The organism is Ruegeria sp. HKCCD4315 (assembly GCF_013112245.1).
Taxonomy (GTDB): Bacteria; Pseudomonadota; Alphaproteobacteria; order Rhodobacterales; family Rhodobacteraceae; genus Ruegeria.
The window spans coordinates 3458523-3475486 of record NZ_WVRN01000001.1 but is presented as its reverse complement, the minus strand read 5'-3'; the positions used below and the strand labels follow the sequence as shown (position 1 = coordinate 3475486).

The window sequence follows — 16964 nt, the reverse complement described above, 5'->3', positions numbered from 1 at the left end:
CCCGTCGCAAAAACTATGCCGTACGTGCTGCACCCATGGCGATTCACATCGGCACGAATTTCCGTGTGCACCCCGTGAGTTGGCGTGAGTTTTCCGTGATCAGCTTGTGTTTTCCCGTCTTATGATTAGGTTCCGTTTCGAAACAACCGGATTGAATACACATGACCGACCTGACCCCGCGCGAGATTGTCTCGGAACTGGACCGCTTTATTATTGGCCAGAAGGATGCCAAACGAGCGGTGGCCGTTGCCTTGCGTAATCGTTGGCGGCGCAAACAGCTGGCGGACGACATTCGGGACGAAGTCTACCCCAAGAACATTCTCATGATCGGCCCGACCGGTGTCGGCAAGACCGAGATCAGCCGACGTCTGGCCAAACTGGCCCGTGCGCCCTTTATCAAGGTCGAGGCCACAAAGTTCACCGAGGTTGGTTATGTCGGTCGAGATGTCGAGCAAATCGTTCGTGATCTGGCGGATGCAGCCATTGTCCAAACCCGCGAATACATGCGAGAGGATGTTAAGGCGCGCGCGCATCAGGCCGCCGAAGATCGCGTGATTGCCGCAATAGCAGGCGAAGACGCCCGCGAAGGCACGCGCGAGATGTTTCGCAAGAAACTGAAAGCCGGAGAACTGGATGACACGGTGATCGAGCTGGAGCTCTCCGACACTTCAAACCCGATGCCGATGTTCGACATTCCCGGTCAGCCGGGCAGTCAGATGGGCATGATGAATCTGGGTGACATTTTCGGTAAAGCGTTTGGCGGACGAACCGTTAAGAAACGCATGACGGTCGCTGAAAGCTATGACGCGCTGATCGGAGAAGAGGCCGACAAGCTGCTGGATGACGAAACCGTCAATCGGGTTGCCCTCGAGGCGGTCGAGCAAAACGGGATCGTTTTCCTTGATGAGATCGACAAGGTCTGCGCCCGTTCGGACGCGCGCGGTGGCGATGTCAGCCGCGAAGGGGTGCAGCGCGACCTGCTACCTCTGATCGAAGGCACCACCGTCAGCACCAAACACGGCCCGGTAAAAACCGACCATATCCTGTTCATCGCCTCAGGCGCGTTCCACATCGCCAAACCTTCGGACCTTCTGCCAGAACTGCAGGGCCGTCTGCCCATCCGCGTTGAACTGCGTGCGCTCACCGAAGAGGACTTCGTGCGCATTCTAACCGAAACCGACAACGCCCTGACCAGACAGTACACCGCCCTGATGGGGACCGAAGAGGTCACGGTCAGCTTTACTGAAGACGGCATTGCCGCACTGGCTAGGATTGCTGCAGACGTGAACCAGAGCGTTGAAAATATCGGCGCGCGGCGGCTTTACACGGTGATGGAGCGCGTGTTCGAAGACCTCTCATTTGCTGCACCGGACAAGGCCGGAACAGAGATCACTGTCGATGCGCAATTCGTCAGTGACAATCTTGGTGAATTGACCAAGTCCGCAGACCTGAGCCGCTACGTTTTGTAACAGGGCCAGCCGTTTTTTGCCGCTCTTTCAGACGTTCGACGCTGGACGCTGAGCGAGAATAAGATAGCGTAAGCACGATTCAACCCGAGGGCTGGCACGTGCTGCGCTATTTCATCGTCTTACTCTTGTCCCTTTCGCTGAGCGCCTGTGTTGATCGGACTGTGTCCGAAATTGTTCCATCGGCTGTGGCTGTTGGTACACCTGAAACGATTTTTGCCAGTACGACCCGAGCGCGCGAAGTCGATGGATCTTATGGATTCCGGCGTGGCGAGTCGCTCCAGTTTCTGGAAACGACTGTTTCCATTCCGCCGACACATACTCCGGGTACGCTTAAATTCTCATATGCAAACCCCAACCCGCAGAAAGAATTTGTTCTGACAGGCGTGACAGAGTTGAACGGCCCGCAAGGTCTGCGCGAACACCTGCGCGGTCAGGACGACGTTACGATTTTTGTACACGGCTATAACTCGACTCAGACCGAAACGATCTTCCGCGCCGCTCAACTGACCCATGACATCGGTCTTCCGGGATCGACGCTGGTGTATTCATGGCCTAGCCGAGCAACCGGCTATGGGTATGCCTATGACCTGGACAGCATGCTGTTCGCCCGCGACGGGCTGGAGCAGACCATCCGCGAACTCAAGGCCATGGGCGTAAAGCGCGTTATTCTGGTTGCACATTCCATGGGCGGCGCCTTGTCGATGGAAATGATGCGACAAGCTGAGCTGCAGGAACCCGGGTGGGCGAAAAGAAACCTCGAAGGTGTCGTGCTGATCTCACCGGATCTGGATCTGGATCTGTTTCGCTCGCAAATGAAACGCATCGACAATCCACCCGACCCGTTTCTTGTTATGGTATCCCAAAAGGACAAAATCCTGAATATCTCGGCTCGTCTGCGCGGCACTGATGAGGGTGAAAGGCTTGGAAACATCAGCTCGATCACCTCGCTTGAAGAATTCCCGATCAGCGTGATCGATACCACCGCTTTCAACAGCGATGCTGCGTCCTCGCATTTCGTCGCCGCAACCTCTCCGGCGCTGCTGTCGATCCTCAGCTCGTTGCGGCGCATCAACAGCACGTTCGGGCGCGAAGATCGGCAGGCCATCGATATTCTCGTGCCGCCCAGCGAACGCAATCCCGATGGCGCCACTGAAATTGTATTGACCGAAACCGGACAGGCCGAGGTGACCACACCGTGACGCAGTTTAATCTGCGTCGGTTTCTAACTGACAATGCGGCGTGGTTGGGAGCCGGAGTCCTGCTGACCTTCCTGTCCAGTTTTGGGCAGACCTTCTTTATCTCGGTCTTTGCCGGTGAAATTCGCACTGCTTACGGCCTCAGCCACGGGGCCTGGGGTGGGTTGTATTCTCTGGGCACGCTCGTAGCAGCACTGGTGATGATCTGGGCGGGCGGGCTGACAGATGTTTTCCGCGTCCGAATGTTGGGACCTGTGGTTCTGGCCGGGTTGGCGTTGGCGGCACTGGCCATGTCGCTGAACAGCTGGGTATTGCTGCTGCCCGCGGTGATCTTTCTTTTGCGCCTGTTTGGGCAAGGCATGAGCACCCATCTTGCGATGGTTGCAATGGCCCGTTGGTTCACCGCAACACGGGGCAAGGCCTTGTCCATTGCTTCGGTCGGGTACGCGATCGGAGAGGCGCTGCTGCCGCTGGCATTTGTCACCGCCATGGTGTTTCTGGACTGGCGGTGGCTGTGGGGGCTTGCAGCCATTATCGTTTTGCTGGGTATTCCAATTCTGATGCGCCTTCTCAGGGAAGAACGCACCCCGCAAAGCCTTGCCAGCGAATATTCAGCCACCGGTATGCAAGGCCGTCACTGGACACGACGTGATGCGCTGAAACACCCGTTGTTCTGGTTTATGGCGCCCGCCGTCCTTGGGCCGTCGGCTTTTGTCACGGCCTTCTTTTTTCATCAGGTCCATTTGGCTGAAGTGAAAGGATGGGCTCATATCCAATTGGTCGCCTTGTTTCCCGTTTATACCGGGGTATCGCTGCTTTCGATGTTTGCGGCCGGCTGGGCGTTGGACAAATGGGGCACAGCACGGATGATACCCTATTACCAGCTGCCGATTGCGCTGGGTTTTGTGACTCTTGCCCTGACGACCTCGATTGCCGGGGCGACGCTTGGGCTGGTTCTTCTGGCGCTCACCGCCGGGGCAAACAGCACGTTGCCCAGCGCCTTCTGGGCCGAGTTCTACGGCACCCGACACATCGGTGCGATCAAAGCGATGGCAACAGCGGTCATGGTTCTGGGTTCGGCGATCGGTCCGGGTCTGACCGGAGTGCTGATCGATTGGGGCGTTTCGTTGGATACTCAGTTCCTGTGGACCGGAGGATTTTTTGTTCTGGTCTGCACGCTGGTCCGTGTTGGTGTAACCCGTGCGGCACGATCCCTTTAGCGAAGACGCCGCAAGTAAACGTAATAAGCTCCATCCCCACCATGGCTTATGTGGGCGGGCGTAACCTGCATCACCGCCTGCGCCAGTGGCGGAATGGTCAGCCAATGCGGCACCTGATTTCGGAGTACTCCGCGTGGGGTCGGAATCGGGCCCGGTTCGTCCCGATCCTTTCCTTTGCCGGTCACAACCAAAACCAACCGTTTGCCTTGTGCCTGCGCTGTCAGGACAAAACGGATCAGCGCGGGATGCGCCGTGTCGACCCGCATGCCGTGCAAGTCCAGTTTGCTTTCCGGTTTGAGCTTACCGCGCTTCATTCGGCCAAAAGCTTTGTTGTCCATCTGAACCGGCGTTCTGCGCAGCGCATCTGTGACCGATGGCTTCAAATCATTTGGCTTAGGTTTTGTCTGATGAGTCTCACCAATTTCAAACGCTTCGAACCGAGGTCTCGGCGTTTTTTTCGGCTTGGGTTTCGGCAATGAGGTCGGATGCACCGTCTGTGGAATTTCCGGATGCATCCGTTCGGCTTGTTTGGCGACCTTGCGCCAAAGCTCGATCTCTTCAGTCGTCAGTTTGCGCCGGGTCATCAGAATTCGTCCGGCAGCAGGGCATAGGCCCGCTGAATCGGCAACAAAACGACCATCCGACCCGGATCTTTTAACCTGCCCGCAGCTTGCCCGGCTTCGTCACCCGTTCCGAAAAAGATGTCTGCCCGCTGGGCACCCTTGATGGCGGCCCCAGTGTCCTGCGCGATCATCAGGCGACGCATCGGGTTTTTGCCGTCCTTCTCAACCCAGACCGGCGCCCCCAATGGCGTATAGGCCGGATCCGCCGCAATGCTGCGCATCGTTGTAATCGATCGGTTCATGGCCCCCAATGGCCCAAGTTCGGGCGCAACGCGCGAGACTTCACGAAAGAAAACATAGGAAGGATTGTGGAACAGCAGCTCGGCACCGGCCTCAGGGTTCTTGCGCACCCACGCCCGGATCATCTGAGCACTGACCTCATGCGCGCCTAAAATCCCGCGCCGAACCAGTTCGACACCGATGGATCTGTACGGATGACCGTTTGCGCCCCCGTATCCCACACGCAAGGCACCACCATCGGGCAGCCGCACACGTCCCGAACCCTGAATTTGCAGGAAAAACAGCTCGACCGGGTCATCGACCCAAGCAATTTCAAGCCCGCGACCCTGCATCACATCACCAGTCAGGATTTCCCGACGGCTGAGCCATGGCCCATCTCGCGCTTCGGGGGGCATCTTGTAAATGGGGTACTTGAAACGATCAGTCCGGCTGCGCGCACCATCAAGTTCGGGTTCAAAATACCCCGTGAACAAGGCGTCTTTGCCATCCTCGACCAACACGGGGCGAAAAAAGAGTTCAAAAAACGCTCGCGCAGCATCCGCTTCATATGTCCCGGCAACTCCGCATAATGCACGCCAGTCCGGGTCCTTCAGATCGCCACAAGTATTCAGAAAAACGGAAAGGGCCGCGCCGTGGTCATCTTCGGCCCAGCCCTGAAGATCGTCAAACGACAGAATGGATCGCGTTGCCTCGGCTCCGGCAGCGCTGGCGGCGGTCATTGCACCCACCAGAAAAAGCGACCGGAGCGTGGCAATCATGCGTCCGTGGCAACAAGCAGCCAGTTCGGATCGTCCTTGCCCATCACACGGGCAAAGGTCCAGCTGTCCTTTTGGCGTTTCACTGTGTTGGGGTTGCCCTCGACAATATCACCGCCGCGATCCCGCACGACCGAGGTCAGTTCACCCACGAATTTCATGGTGATCTCGGCCTCATTGGTGTCTTTGTCGAACTTAACATCCGACAGGGTAGTTTCCCGTACACCGATAAATTCAGCTTCGATGGTCAGGCCCTGATCTTCGCGGGCAGCGACGACCGAGACGAATGTTTCAAATACCTCTTCCGATAGGAACGGCTGGATTTCGTCCAGGTTGCCTTTTTCGAACCCCATCACAATCATCTCATAGGCACCGCGTGCACCCTGAACAAATTCATTGACAGAAAAGGCGGGCTCAACCCGTTTCATCGCGGCCAGGGTTTGCGCCTGTTCGCTGTCTTCGGCGACATGGTCAGTGATGTCATGATCCGGGCCGCCTTCGATCACCTCGAAATCGCGACGCGATTTATGCGCTTCAGGCTGTTGCTGCAAAGGTGGTTTCTCAAAACCTTCACGCGTACCCAATACGCTTTTGAGGCGCAGGATCAGGAAAACGGCAATTCCGGCCAGGACCAGTAGCTGGATCATGGGTTCGTTCATTTCATCCTCTTTTCAGAACCGCGACTTTGTATACGCGGCCTCATGCCACTATGTAGGTGAGCGTGGGTGGCAAGTCCACAGCCCGGCCTAAGGGAAAGGATAGCGCAAATGTATCTGTTCTTGGCATTTTTATTGGTGCCCATCATTGAGATCGCTCTGTTTATTCAGGTAGGTGGTCTGATTGGACTTTGGCCAACTCTTGCCATCGTTGTGCTGACCGCCGTTCTGGGCACGGTTCTGGTGCGGACACAAGGTCGCATGGCATTGATAAATTTGCAGCGATCGTTCGCTGAACTGGATGACCCAACCGAACCTTTGGCCCACGGTGCTATGATCCTTTTGTCCGGCGCATTGCTGCTGACACCGGGATTTTTCACCGATGCCATAGGATTTGCCTTGCTGGTACCGGGCGTTCGTGTCGCTGTTTTCCGCTACCTGAAGTCGAAAGTCACCGTGGCACAGTTTCAGATGGGACCGGGCACAGGGTTTCAACCGAGACAAAACCCTTTCGAGCAGGGGGACATCATTGACGGTGAATTCAGCGAAGTTCGCCCGAAAAAAGACCCTTCAAAGCCGTCGAAATGGGTGGAAGGGCCCCACCAGCATTGAGGTGCCGCGCCCAACTTGCTAAGCAGTGGCGAAGTTTAATTTTGGAGTAGATCCATGGCCGAAGAAAACGCTGCAGAAAACACTGCGGCCCAAGCCGCCCCGCAGGTTCAAATGCGGGTTCTGGGGCAGTTCATCCGCGATATGTCCTTTGAAAACGTGATGGCGCAAAAGGGTGTGTCAGGCGACGTGCAGCCGGAAATCGCGGTTCAGGTGAACCTGGACGCGAAAAAGCGCAGCGCTGAACATCAGTTTGAAGTGTCCATTAAGCTGAACCTGACATCCAAAGCCAAAGGCATGGATGATGTGCTGTTCCTGTGCGAACTGGACTATTGCGGGCTGTTCCACGTGGAAGGCGTGCCAGAAGATCAGATGCACCCGTTCCTGATGATCGAATGCCCGCGGATGCTGTTCCCGTTCCTGCGCCGCATTGTCAGCGACATCACCCGTGATGGCGGCTTCCCACCGGTGAACCTGGACAATATCGATTTCGTGGCGCTGTATCGCAACGAATTGATGCGTCGTCAGGCCGCTCAGACCGAAAAGACCGACGCCTAAGGCTTTGACCCGCGCCTGACCGGATCAGGCGCGGGTCCACAGAGCGCTTTCGCCCAACTTCTCTACAAACGCTTCGTGTGCTGCGCGTTCATCTTCGGTGATCCGGGATGGCAATGCTGCGCTACGCGGTGTTGGTCGCCAGTCTTCGCCTCCACCGGATGCAGATGATGCGGACGTGGACAGGCCAAAATCAGGCTGCCGCCCTCCGATCAGCTCAAGATAAACCTCGGCCAGTATTTCAGAGTCGAGCAAAGCGCCGTGCAGAACACGGTTCGAGTTGTCGATGTTGAAACGTCGGCAGAGCGCATCTAGGGAAGCCGGAGAACCGGGAAACCGTTTGCGGGCGATTGCCAGCGTATCCAGCGCTTGTTCCATCGGGATCAACGGCGCGCCCATCCACTTCAGTTCAGCGTTCAGGAACTTCATGTCGAACGATGCGTTGTGGATCACCAACCGCGCATCCCCAACAAATTCACGAAACCCGTGACCCACCTTGGCAAACACCGGTTTGTCTTTCAGCGTTACCTCACCCTTTTCCGGTGGACGCGGGTTTTCCAACAGGTCTGGGCCGATGCCATGGACGCCAAACGCCTCATCCGGCATACCGCGTTCAGGGTTGATATAGACGTGATAGGTTTCACCCGTCGCGACGTGGTTCCACAGCTCAACGGCACCAATCTCAACAATCCGGTCCCCGCTTTCGGGATCGAATCCGGTGGTTTCGGTATCGAGTACGATCTCACGCATCTTTCATCCCCGCCCGTATCTGCCTGACCACATCCTGCACCTGCTGACGGGCATGGTCCAGCGTGTCTGTTACGATTACAAAATCGGACCGCGCGCATTTCTCATCATTCGACATCTGCTTGGCGCGGATCTGTTCGAACTGCGCCTCGGACATGGTTCCCCGTTCCATAACGCGGCGCTTTTGTTCGTCAGCCGGGATCGAAACGCAGGCGACGGCGTCCATGGCTGCATCTCCGCCTGTTTCGAAAAGAAGAGGTATGTCGAACACCGATATGTCGCTCGTTGTGTTTTCACGAAATACCGCGCGATCTTTCGCAACCAGAGGATGCACAATCGCTTCGATTGCTTTCAACGCTTCGGGATCGGCAGCAATGATCTGCTTTAACGCGTCTCGGCTTACAGCTCCGTCGACAATCGCACCAGCGAAGGCTGCTCGCATTGGTTCAACCGCAGCACCTCCGGACGCGTACAACCGGTGCACTGCCGCGTCAGCATCCCACAAAGCACAGCCTTCTTCGACAAACATCTGTGCTGTGGTGCTTTTCCCCATGCCGATAGAACCGGTCAGGCCAAGGGCAAAACTCATGCCAAAGCCGCCGCGCGCGTCTCTGCATCCACTTCGGGACGCACGCCAAACCACCGCTCAAACCCCGGAACCGCCTGATGCAACAACATGCCCAAACCATCAACCGTCGTGCATCCTGCTTCTTCCGCGGTTTTCAGAAGGTTTGTCTTTAACGGGGCATAGACCAGATCCGTGACCACGGCGCCGGGCTGCAACCCATCCAGAGGAACCCGCAATTCCGGCTGGCCCTGCATCCCCAATGAGGTCGTGTTGACCACCAGTTCCGCATTTTCGATGACGTTTCCGGCCTGAACCCAATCAACAACGCGGATTCGTTGGCCAAATTCCTCTTTCAGATGATCGGCACGGGCACGCGTTCGATTGGTCAACAGGATTTCCGGCACACCTGCATCGGACAAGGCTTGCAGAACAGCGCGCGCCGCCCCGCCGGCCCCAAACACTACGGCCGGGCCGTCTTTGGCATTCCAGTCGGGGGCACCGCTGCGCAGGTTTTCCATGAAACCATACCCATCAGTGTTATCTGCATGGATCGAGCCATCTTCGCGGAACACCAGTGTATTCGCAGCGCCGATCACCGTTGCGCGGTCGGATACGTGATCCGCGATCTTCAACGCTGCTTCCTTGTGAGGAACAGTCACATTGGCCCCGACAAAACCTGCTTTGGGCAGCGTACGTAGCACGGTTTCCAGATCGGCAGGTGCAACATCCATGGGAATGTAATGCCCGGCAAGGCCATACGTCTTCAGCCAATGGCCATGCAGTTTGGGGGAACGCGAATGCCCAATGGGATGTCCGATCACCCCGGCCAGTGGAACCCGGTAGTCCGTCATTGATCGATCACCCCTTTGACAGCCAGAAAATTGAGAAGCTCCAACAAGGGCATACCCAAAACGTTAAAATAGTCGCCGTCAATGGTGGCGAACAGCCGGACACCTTCTTCTTCCAGCTTATATGCTCCAACGGCATGGCGGATACTGTCCCAGTTCCGTGAAACATAATCCTTCAAATAGGCATCAGAGCTGGCCCGCATCCGCAACCGTACCTGTCCTATATGCCGCCAAATCGGTTCGCCCTCCTGATAGATCACGGCCGCAGACAAAAGCATGTGCCGTTTGCCGCGCATCTCTTTTAGCTGAGCGACTGCCTGTTCCGGGGTTTCAGGTTTTGATAGCAGCTGACCGTCAAAATCCAGAACCTGATCACACCCCAGCACCATAGCGCCAGGGTTTTTGTCACTGACCTTGCGCGCTTTCATTTCAGCAAGCGTGTCGGCAATATCCCGTGGTGACGCGTTTTCAGCCAGCAAGGCGCGCTTGGCTGTGTCTTCATCCACGCGCGCGGTTTGAACGGTGAATGGTACACCTGCATTCTCAAGCAGCTGCGCCCGTATCGCAGATCCCGATGCCAGAAGAATGGGGACAGACATGTGGAAAACCCCGTGTGCAAGTCGATGAGAGTTCTGGGGTGCTTTGTATGGTTTTCCGGTTGACACGCAACCCCGGGAAAATCGTGTCAAAGATCCCCGAGTCGCTCAAATCCCATCCAGCCGGGACAAGGATAAGTCTGATCACCGGGATAACTGAACCATCCCATGATAACCAAAGATTTACCCCCAGATCATCCGCCTCTTGTTTTAGGCTAATACATTGTTTTTAAATCTAAAAAATATAACTTCAACAGAATCATCAGAAAGTGAGATTGTTTTGCCCACCTTGGGGAAAACACATGGATAAAACAGTAATCCACGGTTTTTGAACGCCCTACAAAACCATCTTCCTTTTTCTTTTCTTATTTTTTTATTAGGGAGAGTTCCGAACAACACTCGGAGCCAAAATGACTGATCTTCTTTTCACGCTGTACCCGTGGGTGAAGTCACTTCATATCATGGCCGTAATCTCGTGGATGGCAGGTCTGTTCTATCTACCACGCTTGTTCGTCTATCACGTTGAGAAAGTTCAGGCTGTCGACGGGGCACAAGAAATTTTCTTTGAAATGGAAGAAAAGCTGCTGCGTGTCATTATGCGCCCTGCGATGATCGTGGCGTGGGTGTGTGGCCTGATCATGGTGTTTACGCCGGGTATTGTTGGATGGGATTGGTCCTGGCCTTGGGTCAAAGGTGCAGCCGTGATCGGCATGACCTGGTTCCATCACTGGCTGATGGCCCGGCGCAAGGATTTCCTGGAAGGCCAAAATAAGCTCACTGGGCGGCAGTATCGCATGATGAACGAGGTTCCGACCGTTTTGATGGTTATCATCGTTCTGGCGGTCATTCTGAAGTTCTGAAGGCACGTTTGACTCCGAAAGCTGTCGCGCTTATGTAAGGATCAACACGCCCGTCCGGGCGGCGTATCTTCCGTACTGAAATTCCACTTCGTGCCGCGCTGATCGCGGTGAAGGTATATATCATGACAACTGACGCCCTGAATCTGGCCGACCTGAAAGCCAAAAGCCCCAAAGACCTTCTGGCGATGGCCGAAGAGCTGGAGATCGAAAACGCCTCGACCATGCGGAAAGGTGAGATGATGTTCCAGATTCTGCGCGAACGCGCAGATGAGGGCTGGACCGTTGGCGGTGACGGCGTGCTGGAAGTCCTGCAAGACGGCTTCGGCTTCCTACGCTCGCCCGAGGCGAACTATCTGCCTGGTCCCGACGATATCTATGTCTCGCCCGATATGATCCGTCAGCACTCGCTGCGCACCGGCGACACGGTCGAAGGTGAGATTAAAGCGCCCGACGATAACGAGCGTTACTTTGCGCTGACCAAGGTCACCAAGATCAACTTTGAAGATCCTGAAAAGGCCAAGCACAAGATCCTGTTCGACAACCTGACGCCTCTGTACCCGGATGAACGTCTGAAGATGGAGATCGAAGATCCGACCGTCAAGGACAAGTCGGCGCGTGTGATCGACCTTGTGTCACCCATCGGTAAAGGCCAGCGCTCGCTGATCGTGGCGCCTCCGCGGACCGGTAAGACGGTGATCCTGCAAAACATCGCGCACTCGATCGAACAGAACCATCCAGAGTGTTACCTGATCGTCCTTCTGATCGACGAACGCCCGGAAGAGGTGACGGACATGCAGCGTTCGGTGAAGGGTGAGGTTGTGTCCTCGACCTTTGACGAACCGGCAACGCGCCACGTGGCCGTATCCGAAATGGTGATCGAAAAAGCCAAGCGTTTGGTTGAACATAAACGAGATGTTGTTATTCTTCTCGATTCAATCACAAGACTTGGTAGAGCGTTTAACACCGTGGTGCCATCCTCAGGTAAGGTTCTCACCGGTGGTGTGGACGCCAACGCTCTGCAACGGCCCAAGCGGTTCTTTGGTGCGGCACGGAATATCGAAGAGGGTGGTTCGCTGACCATCATCGCCACCGCGCTGATCGACACCGGCAGCCGGATGGACGAGGTGATCTTTGAAGAATTCAAAGGCACCGGTAACTCGGAAATCGTTCTGGATCGTAAAATCGCAGACAAACGCGTGTTCCCGGCTATCGACATCCTCAAGTCCGGTACCCGGAAAGAGGACCTGCTGGTCGACAAGGGCGATCTGGCCAAGACCTTCGTTCTGCGCCGTATCCTCAACCCGATGGGTACCACCGACGCAATCGAGTTCCTGCTGTCGAAGTTGAAACAGACCAAGACAAACGGCGAGTTCTTCGATTCGATGAACACCTGACACAGGTCTTAGACCCAAGCGAGGCCTTCGAATGGATACGATATTCGCCTTGGCCAGCGCGCAAGGTAAAGCTGGAGTGGCTGTGATCCGCCTCTCCGGCCCTGACTCTCATTTTGCAGCGGCACGCCTTACAAGGGATGCGCTTCCAAAACGTGGCATGGTCCTGCGCACGTTGCGGGACGAGAAAGGTGCGCGTTTGGATGACGGGTTGGTTCTGACATTCCAAGCCCCGGCCAGTTTCACCGGAGAGGATGTGGCGGAGCTGCAAATCCATGGCAGCACCGCGTCTGTTAACGCCGTGCTGCGGTGTTTATCAGACATTGACGGCTTGCGCATCGCCGAACCGGGTGAGTTCACGCGCCGGGCACTTGAAAACGGTAAGATGGACCTGACTCAGGTCGAAGGTCTGGCGGATCTGATAGACGCGGAAACCGAAGCTCAGCGTAAGCAGGCCCAAACCATTCTGGCTGGCGAACTGGGTACACTGGCAGAACGGTGGCGCCGGGATTTGATACGAACAGCGTCCTTGTTGGAAGCTGTCATCGACTTTGCCGATGAAGAGGTGCCAACAGATGTGACACCTGAAGTACGAGAACTAATCCATGGTGTGATGTCAGACCTCAGACGTGAGGCCGACGGTGTGAAAATCGCTGAGCGTATCCGGACAGGGTTTGAAGTCGCAATTGTTGGTCTTCCGAATGCAGGAAAGTCCACTCTTCTAAATGCGCTGGCCGGTCGGAAGGCGGCGATTACCTCGGAATACGCTGGAACCACGCGGGATGTGATCGAAGTGCGAATGGATCTGGCAGGATTGCCAGTGACCTTGTTGGACACGGCCGGGTTGAGAGAAACCGAAGATCACGTCGAAAACCTGGGCATCGAGCTGGCACGCGGAAGAGCGGAGGCGGCCGACCTTCGTGTTTTTCTATCGGAAAAGCCGGAAGAATTGGGTGTTGGGATGCAAGCTGGTGACATTCATGTTCTGCCCAAAGCTGATCTTCGAGGTGATGAAGGTCTGGGTGTATCTGGCAAGACTGGGCAGGGGATTGATGCGCTCGTTAACCAGATTTCGCGTGTTTTGAGTGAACGAACTACTACCCATGGTATCGCTACGCGGGAACGCCATCGCGTGGCAATTGGTCGGGCACTGGATTCGCTTCAATCTGCAATCGCGGTTCTGGAATCAGGTCCGGACCTGTATGATATCGCGGCAGAAGAGCTTAGAACTGCCATTCGAGCTCTTGAATCTCTGGTTGGTAGAATAGATGTCGAAACACTGCTGGACGAAATCTTCTCTAGCTTCTGTTTGGGAAAGTAAGGAGTGTTTCACGTGAAACATTCAAAGTTCGATGTGATCGTTATTGGAGCCGGGCACGCCGGTACCGAGGCTGCGCACGCGTCTGCCAGGATGGGGGCAAGTACCGCGCTGGTAACGCTGTCTGCATCAGATATCGGAGTTATGTCCTGCAATCCTGCAATTGGTGGTTTAGGGAAAGGCCATCTGGTACGCGAGATTGACGCCCTGGACGGCGTTATGGGACGTGTTGCAGACCAAGCTGGCATTCAGTTCCGTCTGCTGAATCGCCGAAAGGGTCCTGCGGTGCAGGGCCCCAGGACGCAAGCGGACCGCGCCCTTTACCGGGCAGCAATGCAAAAAGAAACACAAGTTCAACCCAACCTGTCTGTTATTGTCGGTGAGGTCGTTGATTTTATCATGGACGGCTCGCGCGTTTCCGGAGTTTCGCTTGCGGATGGCTCAGAGATTTCCGCGCGCGCCGTCATTCTGACCTCTGGCACGTTTTTACGCGGTGTTATTCATATCGGAGATGTATCTCGCCCCGGTGGCCGCATGGGTGATCGCCCTTCCATCAAGCTTGCGGAACGTTTGGATAGTTATGATCTGCCACTGGGTCGGTTGAAAACAGGCACGCCGCCGCGTTTGGATGGGCGGACAATCGACTGGTCTGATCTCGAGCGTCAAGACGGGGACGAAGAGCCAACACTGTTTTCGTTTCTATCGACAGACGTGGTGGCACCTCAGATTTCTTGTGGAATCACGCATACCAACGCGAAAACGCACGAGATTATTGAGGCCAATCTTTCGAAGTCAGCCATGTATGGCGGTCATATTGACGGCATCGGTCCTCGGTATTGCCCCTCTATTGAGGATAAAATTGTGCGGTTTTCTGACAAGGAATCGCATCAGATTTTCCTGGAACCCGAAGGCGTGAATGATCATACGATTTACCCCAATGGTATCTCAACATCATTACCTCAAGACGTGCAGTTGCAATATGTTCGGTCCATCAAAGGCCTTGAAAACGCAGAGATCCTGCAGCCCGGATACGCAATTGAGTATGACTACGTTGACCCTCGTGTCTTGACCGCGACTCTGTCGCTGCCCGATGTTCCCGGGTTGTATTTGGCGGGCCAGATCAATGGAACAACGGGTTATGAGGAAGCAGCTGCTCAGGGGATGGTCGCTGGCCTTAATGCCGCGCTGGAGGTTCAAGGCCGTGATCCTGTGCATTTCACCAGATCTGACAGCTATATTGGCGTAATGATAGATGATCTGACGACGCGTGGCGTGGCTGAACCATATCGTATGTTTACCTCACGAGCTGAATTCCGTCTGTCCTTGCGCGCGGATAACGCAGATCAGCGTTTGACACCGATTGGCATTGATCTTGGATGCGTTGGGTCCAGCCGTCGGCTGCATTTCGAAGACAAGATGGCTCAACTTGATGCAGTAAAAACCAAATTGGCAGAACGTACCTATACACCAAAAGAAGTGTTGTCCGCCGGAATAAACGTTAACCAGGATGGAAATCGCAGGGATGGAATGGCGATCTTGGCTTTTCCGGACGTATCCTTCGATAGCTTATTGCCTTTGATTCCGGATCTCCAAGACGTAGACCAAAAGATCAGACTACAGATTGAGCGCGACGCGCTTTACGCAAACTATATTGCGCGTCAGAAACGTGATGTGGAAGCAATGAAGCGGGATGAATCCTACGTAATTCCCCGGAATTTCGATTATTTCGCGTTGGATGGTCTATCTTCCGAGATGAAACAAAAGCTCTCGCAAGCTAAGCCCGAAAACATTGCGCAGGCGGGTCGTGTAGAAGGGGTTACACCTGCTGCGCTGACCCTTGTTCTTGCAAAACTCCGCCGCGACCAGAGGGTTCGACAGGCATGACGCCCGACTATTCTGCATTTGAACGGTTGAATGTTTCACGTGAAACATTCGAGCGCCTGGAGGCCTACGTTGAACTGGTGAAGCGTTGGAATCCCAAGATCAATCTTGTGTCTCGCAACAGTCTTGAACACATTTGGGAGCGCCACATTTTTGACTCCGTACAAGTTTTCGGCTGCGCGGAACAGTTCGTAAGCTGGGTGGATTTAGGCAGTGGGGGCGGGTTTCCGGGTATGGTTTGTGCGTTGATCGCGGCAGATCAGTCACCAAAATCGCAATTTACATTTGTTGAAAGCGATCAACGGAAGTCTGCCTTCTTACGTAGTGTTGCTCGGGAGTGTGGAATTAAATGCCGCGTGATTTCCAAACGAATCGAAAGTGTCGATCCATTGGGTGCCGATGTTCTTTCAGCGCGCGCATTGGCAGAGTTGCGGGTGTTATTGTCGTTCTGTGACAGGCATTTAAGTAAAAATGGCACGGCCTTGTTGCCCAAAGGCGCAAACTGGAAAAAAGAACTGTCAGATGCGCAAGAGGAATGGAATTTCCACGCCGAGCCGATTACAAGTTTAACTGAACCTCAGGCCGTTATCCTTAAAATCAAAGGAGTATCACGTGGTTGATCTGTCCCGACCTTCAGGACCTCGGATTATTGCGGTCGCCAATCAGAAGGGCGGAGTGGGGAAGACAACGACGGCGATCAATCTGGCAGCAGGGCTGGCGGAATCCGGTTGTCGGGTTCTGGTGGTTGATCTTGACCCTCAAGGGAATGCGTCCACCGGATTGGGTGTAGAGGATCGGGATTGGACAACCTATGATCTCATCCTGGACGACGCGCCGTTGGAGGCTGTTGTTCAAGAGACCGAGATCGAAAACCTTCTGGTTGTTCCGGCAACCGTTGATCTGAGTTCTGCCGACATTGAATTGATATCCAATGAGAAGCGCAGTTATTTATTGCACGATGCGTTGCGGCAAACTGCGGTTGATGCTTTCAACCTTGATTTCATCCTTATCGATTGCCCACCATCTTTGAACCTGTTGACCGTCAATGCAATGGTGGCGGCACATTCCGTCCTTGTTCCGCTGCAAAGTGAGTTCTTTGCCCTGGAAGGTTTGTCGCAACTAATGCTGACGATCAGGGAAGTTCGGCAAACCGCAAATCCTGACCTGAGAATCGAAGGTGTTGTGTTGACCATGTATGACAACCGCAACAACTTGTCCCGTCAGGTTGAAAAGGATGCGCGTGACAATCTGGGTGAGATGGTCTTTAAGACAAAGATACCCAGAAACGTGCGGGTCAGTGAGGCTCCGTCATATGCGTTGCCGGTCTTGCAATATGACTCGGGTTCGCTTGGCGCGATGGCTTATCGGCATCTGGCCCGCGAGATCATGCACAAGAACAATAAAACCGCTGCGTAGGCGGAAGTGAGGAGGG

The 16964-nt window shown here is 55.0% G+C and carries 18 protein-coding genes; 11 read left to right on the top strand and 7 right to left on the bottom strand.

What is annotated here, in order from left to right:
* Positions 1 to 161 precede the first annotated feature (161 nt).
* From hslU to GS646_RS17230, 3 genes are all read left to right on the top strand, one after another.
* The gene (gene hslU, locus GS646_RS17240) at positions 162 to 1469 is read left to right on the top strand and encodes an ATP-dependent protease ATPase subunit HslU (protein ID WP_171184706.1); all 1308 of its coding nucleotides are present in this window, start codon (positions 162 to 164) and stop codon (positions 1467 to 1469) included.
* A gap of 98 nt (positions 1470 to 1567) precedes the next feature.
* Positions 1568 to 2668, top strand: a complete 1101-nt coding sequence (locus GS646_RS17235; RefSeq protein ID WP_171184703.1) for an alpha/beta fold hydrolase — start codon at positions 1568 to 1570, stop codon at positions 2666 to 2668.
* Positions 2665 to 3885 (top strand): MFS transporter, encoded by a 1221-nt coding sequence (locus tag GS646_RS17230; RefSeq protein ID WP_171184701.1) that lies wholly within the window; start codon positions 2665 to 2667, stop codon positions 3883 to 3885. The genes GS646_RS17235 and GS646_RS17230 overlap by 4 nt, the downstream gene beginning before the upstream one ends.
* Here GS646_RS17230 and GS646_RS17225 read toward each other — a convergent pair.
* From GS646_RS17225 to GS646_RS17215, 3 genes are read right to left on the bottom strand one after another with little or no spacing between them, the layout of a single operon-like run.
* A complete protein-coding gene (locus GS646_RS17225) occupies positions 3882 to 4469 on the bottom strand; it encodes a Smr/MutS family protein (protein WP_171092771.1) in 588 nt (195 codons plus the stop codon). The two genes, GS646_RS17230 and GS646_RS17225, sit on opposite strands and share 4 nt — an antisense overlap.
* Entirely contained in the window at positions 4469 to 5506 is a 1038-nt protein-coding gene (locus tag GS646_RS17220) for a murein transglycosylase A (protein WP_171648164.1), read from the bottom strand. The genes GS646_RS17225 and GS646_RS17220 overlap by 1 nt, the downstream gene beginning before the upstream one ends.
* Entirely contained in the window at positions 5503 to 6162 is a 660-nt protein-coding gene (locus GS646_RS17215) for a Tim44/TimA family putative adaptor protein (RefSeq protein ID WP_171092775.1), read from the bottom strand. The genes GS646_RS17220 and GS646_RS17215 overlap by 4 nt, the downstream gene beginning before the upstream one ends.
* Positions 6163 to 6270: 108 nt before the next feature.
* Here GS646_RS17215 and GS646_RS17210 point away from each other — a divergent pair, with 108 nt between their 5' ends.
* Entirely contained in the window at positions 6271 to 6771 is a 501-nt protein-coding gene (locus GS646_RS17210) for an FxsA family protein (RefSeq protein WP_171184697.1), read from the top strand.
* Positions 6772 to 6825: 54 nt separating this feature from the next.
* Positions 6826 to 7326 (top strand): protein-export chaperone SecB, encoded by a 501-nt coding sequence (secB, locus tag GS646_RS17205; RefSeq protein WP_171184696.1) that lies wholly within the window; start codon positions 6826 to 6828, stop codon positions 7324 to 7326.
* A gap of 24 nt (positions 7327 to 7350) precedes the next feature.
* Here secB and dnaQ read toward each other — a convergent pair whose 3' ends face one another.
* The 4 genes from dnaQ to GS646_RS17185 are packed head-to-tail and all read right to left on the bottom strand — an operon-like array spanning position 7351 to position 10085.
* Positions 7351 to 8073 (bottom strand): DNA polymerase III subunit epsilon, encoded by a 723-nt coding sequence (gene dnaQ, locus GS646_RS17200; protein WP_171184694.1) that lies wholly within the window; start codon positions 8071 to 8073, stop codon positions 7351 to 7353.
* A complete protein-coding gene (gene coaE / locus GS646_RS17195) occupies positions 8066 to 8659 on the bottom strand; it encodes a dephospho-CoA kinase (protein ID WP_171184693.1) in 594 nt (197 codons plus the stop codon). The genes dnaQ and coaE overlap by 8 nt, the downstream gene beginning before the upstream one ends.
* Positions 8656 to 9489: a shikimate dehydrogenase gene (locus tag GS646_RS17190; RefSeq protein ID WP_171184691.1), complete on the bottom strand. Its 834-nt coding sequence runs from the start codon at positions 9487 to 9489 to the stop codon at positions 8656 to 8658. Before GS646_RS17190 ends, coaE begins: the two co-directional genes overlap by 4 nt.
* Positions 9486 to 10085: a nucleoside triphosphate pyrophosphatase gene (locus tag GS646_RS17185; protein WP_171648166.1), complete on the bottom strand. Its 600-nt coding sequence runs from the start codon at positions 10083 to 10085 to the stop codon at positions 9486 to 9488. The genes GS646_RS17190 and GS646_RS17185 overlap by 4 nt, the downstream gene beginning before the upstream one ends.
* A 407-nt stretch (positions 10086 to 10492) precedes the next feature.
* On the opposite strand from GS646_RS17185, the gene GS646_RS17180 reads away from it, so the two are divergent.
* The 6 genes from GS646_RS17180 to GS646_RS17155 all read left to right on the top strand — a co-directional run bounded on the left by GS646_RS17180 (position 10493) and on the right by GS646_RS17155 (position 16948).
* Complete coding sequence (locus tag GS646_RS17180) at positions 10493 to 10942, top strand: CopD family protein (protein WP_171184687.1); 450 nt, start codon at positions 10493 to 10495, stop codon at positions 10940 to 10942.
* 122 nt (positions 10943 to 11064) lie between these two features.
* Positions 11065 to 12336: a transcription termination factor Rho gene (rho, locus tag GS646_RS17175; protein WP_171648168.1), complete on the top strand. Its 1272-nt coding sequence runs from the start codon at positions 11065 to 11067 to the stop codon at positions 12334 to 12336.
* Between the two features lie 31 nt (positions 12337 to 12367).
* On the top strand, positions 12368 to 13654 hold the full coding sequence (gene mnmE / locus GS646_RS17170; protein ID WP_171648171.1) for a tRNA uridine-5-carboxymethylaminomethyl(34) synthesis GTPase MnmE: 1287 nt from the start codon (positions 12368 to 12370) through the stop codon (positions 13652 to 13654).
* A gap of 12 nt (positions 13655 to 13666) precedes the next feature.
* Complete coding sequence (gene mnmG / locus GS646_RS17165; RefSeq protein ID WP_171184683.1) at positions 13667 to 15535, top strand: tRNA uridine-5-carboxymethylaminomethyl(34) synthesis enzyme MnmG; 1869 nt, start codon at positions 13667 to 13669, stop codon at positions 15533 to 15535.
* A complete protein-coding gene (rsmG, locus tag GS646_RS17160) occupies positions 15532 to 16152 on the top strand; it encodes a 16S rRNA (guanine(527)-N(7))-methyltransferase RsmG (RefSeq protein ID WP_171184681.1) in 621 nt (206 codons plus the stop codon). The genes mnmG and rsmG overlap by 4 nt, the downstream gene beginning before the upstream one ends.
* The gene (locus tag GS646_RS17155; protein WP_171184679.1) at positions 16145 to 16948 is read left to right on the top strand and encodes an AAA family ATPase; all 804 of its coding nucleotides are present in this window, start codon (positions 16145 to 16147) and stop codon (positions 16946 to 16948) included. Before rsmG ends, GS646_RS17155 begins: the two co-directional genes overlap by 8 nt.
* The last annotated feature ends 16 nt before the right edge of the window (positions 16949 to 16964 follow it).

What these genes read in the sequence shown, in the direction of transcription:
- hslU (WP_171184706.1), top strand. Translation starts at nt 162, where the DNA reads ATGACCGACCTGACCCCGCGCGAGATTGTCTCGGAACTGGACCGCTTT.
- GS646_RS17225 (WP_171092771.1), bottom strand. Translation starts at nt 4,469, where the DNA reads ATGACCCGGCGCAAACTGACGACTGAAGAGATCGAGCTTTGGCGCAAG.
- GS646_RS17220 (WP_171648164.1), bottom strand. Translation starts at nt 5,506, where the DNA reads ATGATTGCCACGCTCCGGTCGCTTTTTCTGGTGGGTGCAATGACCGCC.
- GS646_RS17215 (WP_171092775.1), bottom strand. Translation starts at nt 6,162, where the DNA reads ATGAACGAACCCATGATCCAGCTACTGGTCCTGGCCGGAATTGCCGTT.
- GS646_RS17210 (WP_171184697.1), top strand. Translation starts at nt 6,271, where the DNA reads ATGTATCTGTTCTTGGCATTTTTATTGGTGCCCATCATTGAGATCGCT.
- secB (WP_171184696.1), top strand. Translation starts at nt 6,826, where the DNA reads ATGGCCGAAGAAAACGCTGCAGAAAACACTGCGGCCCAAGCCGCCCCG.
- dnaQ (WP_171184694.1), bottom strand. Translation starts at nt 8,073, where the DNA reads ATGCGTGAGATCGTACTCGATACCGAAACCACCGGATTCGATCCCGAA.
- coaE (WP_171184693.1), bottom strand. Translation starts at nt 8,659, where the DNA reads ATGAGTTTTGCCCTTGGCCTGACCGGTTCTATCGGCATGGGGAAAAGC.
- GS646_RS17190 (WP_171184691.1), bottom strand. Translation starts at nt 9,489, where the DNA reads ATGACGGACTACCGGGTTCCACTGGCCGGGGTGATCGGACATCCCATT.
- GS646_RS17185 (WP_171648166.1), bottom strand. Translation starts at nt 10,085, where the DNA reads ATGTCTGTCCCCATTCTTCTGGCATCGGGATCTGCGATACGGGCGCAG.
- GS646_RS17180 (WP_171184687.1), top strand. Translation starts at nt 10,493, where the DNA reads ATGACTGATCTTCTTTTCACGCTGTACCCGTGGGTGAAGTCACTTCAT.
- rho (WP_171648168.1), top strand. Translation starts at nt 11,065, where the DNA reads ATGACAACTGACGCCCTGAATCTGGCCGACCTGAAAGCCAAAAGCCCC.
- mnmE (WP_171648171.1), top strand. Translation starts at nt 12,368, where the DNA reads ATGGATACGATATTCGCCTTGGCCAGCGCGCAAGGTAAAGCTGGAGTG.
- rsmG (WP_171184681.1), top strand. Translation starts at nt 15,532, where the DNA reads ATGACGCCCGACTATTCTGCATTTGAACGGTTGAATGTTTCACGTGAA.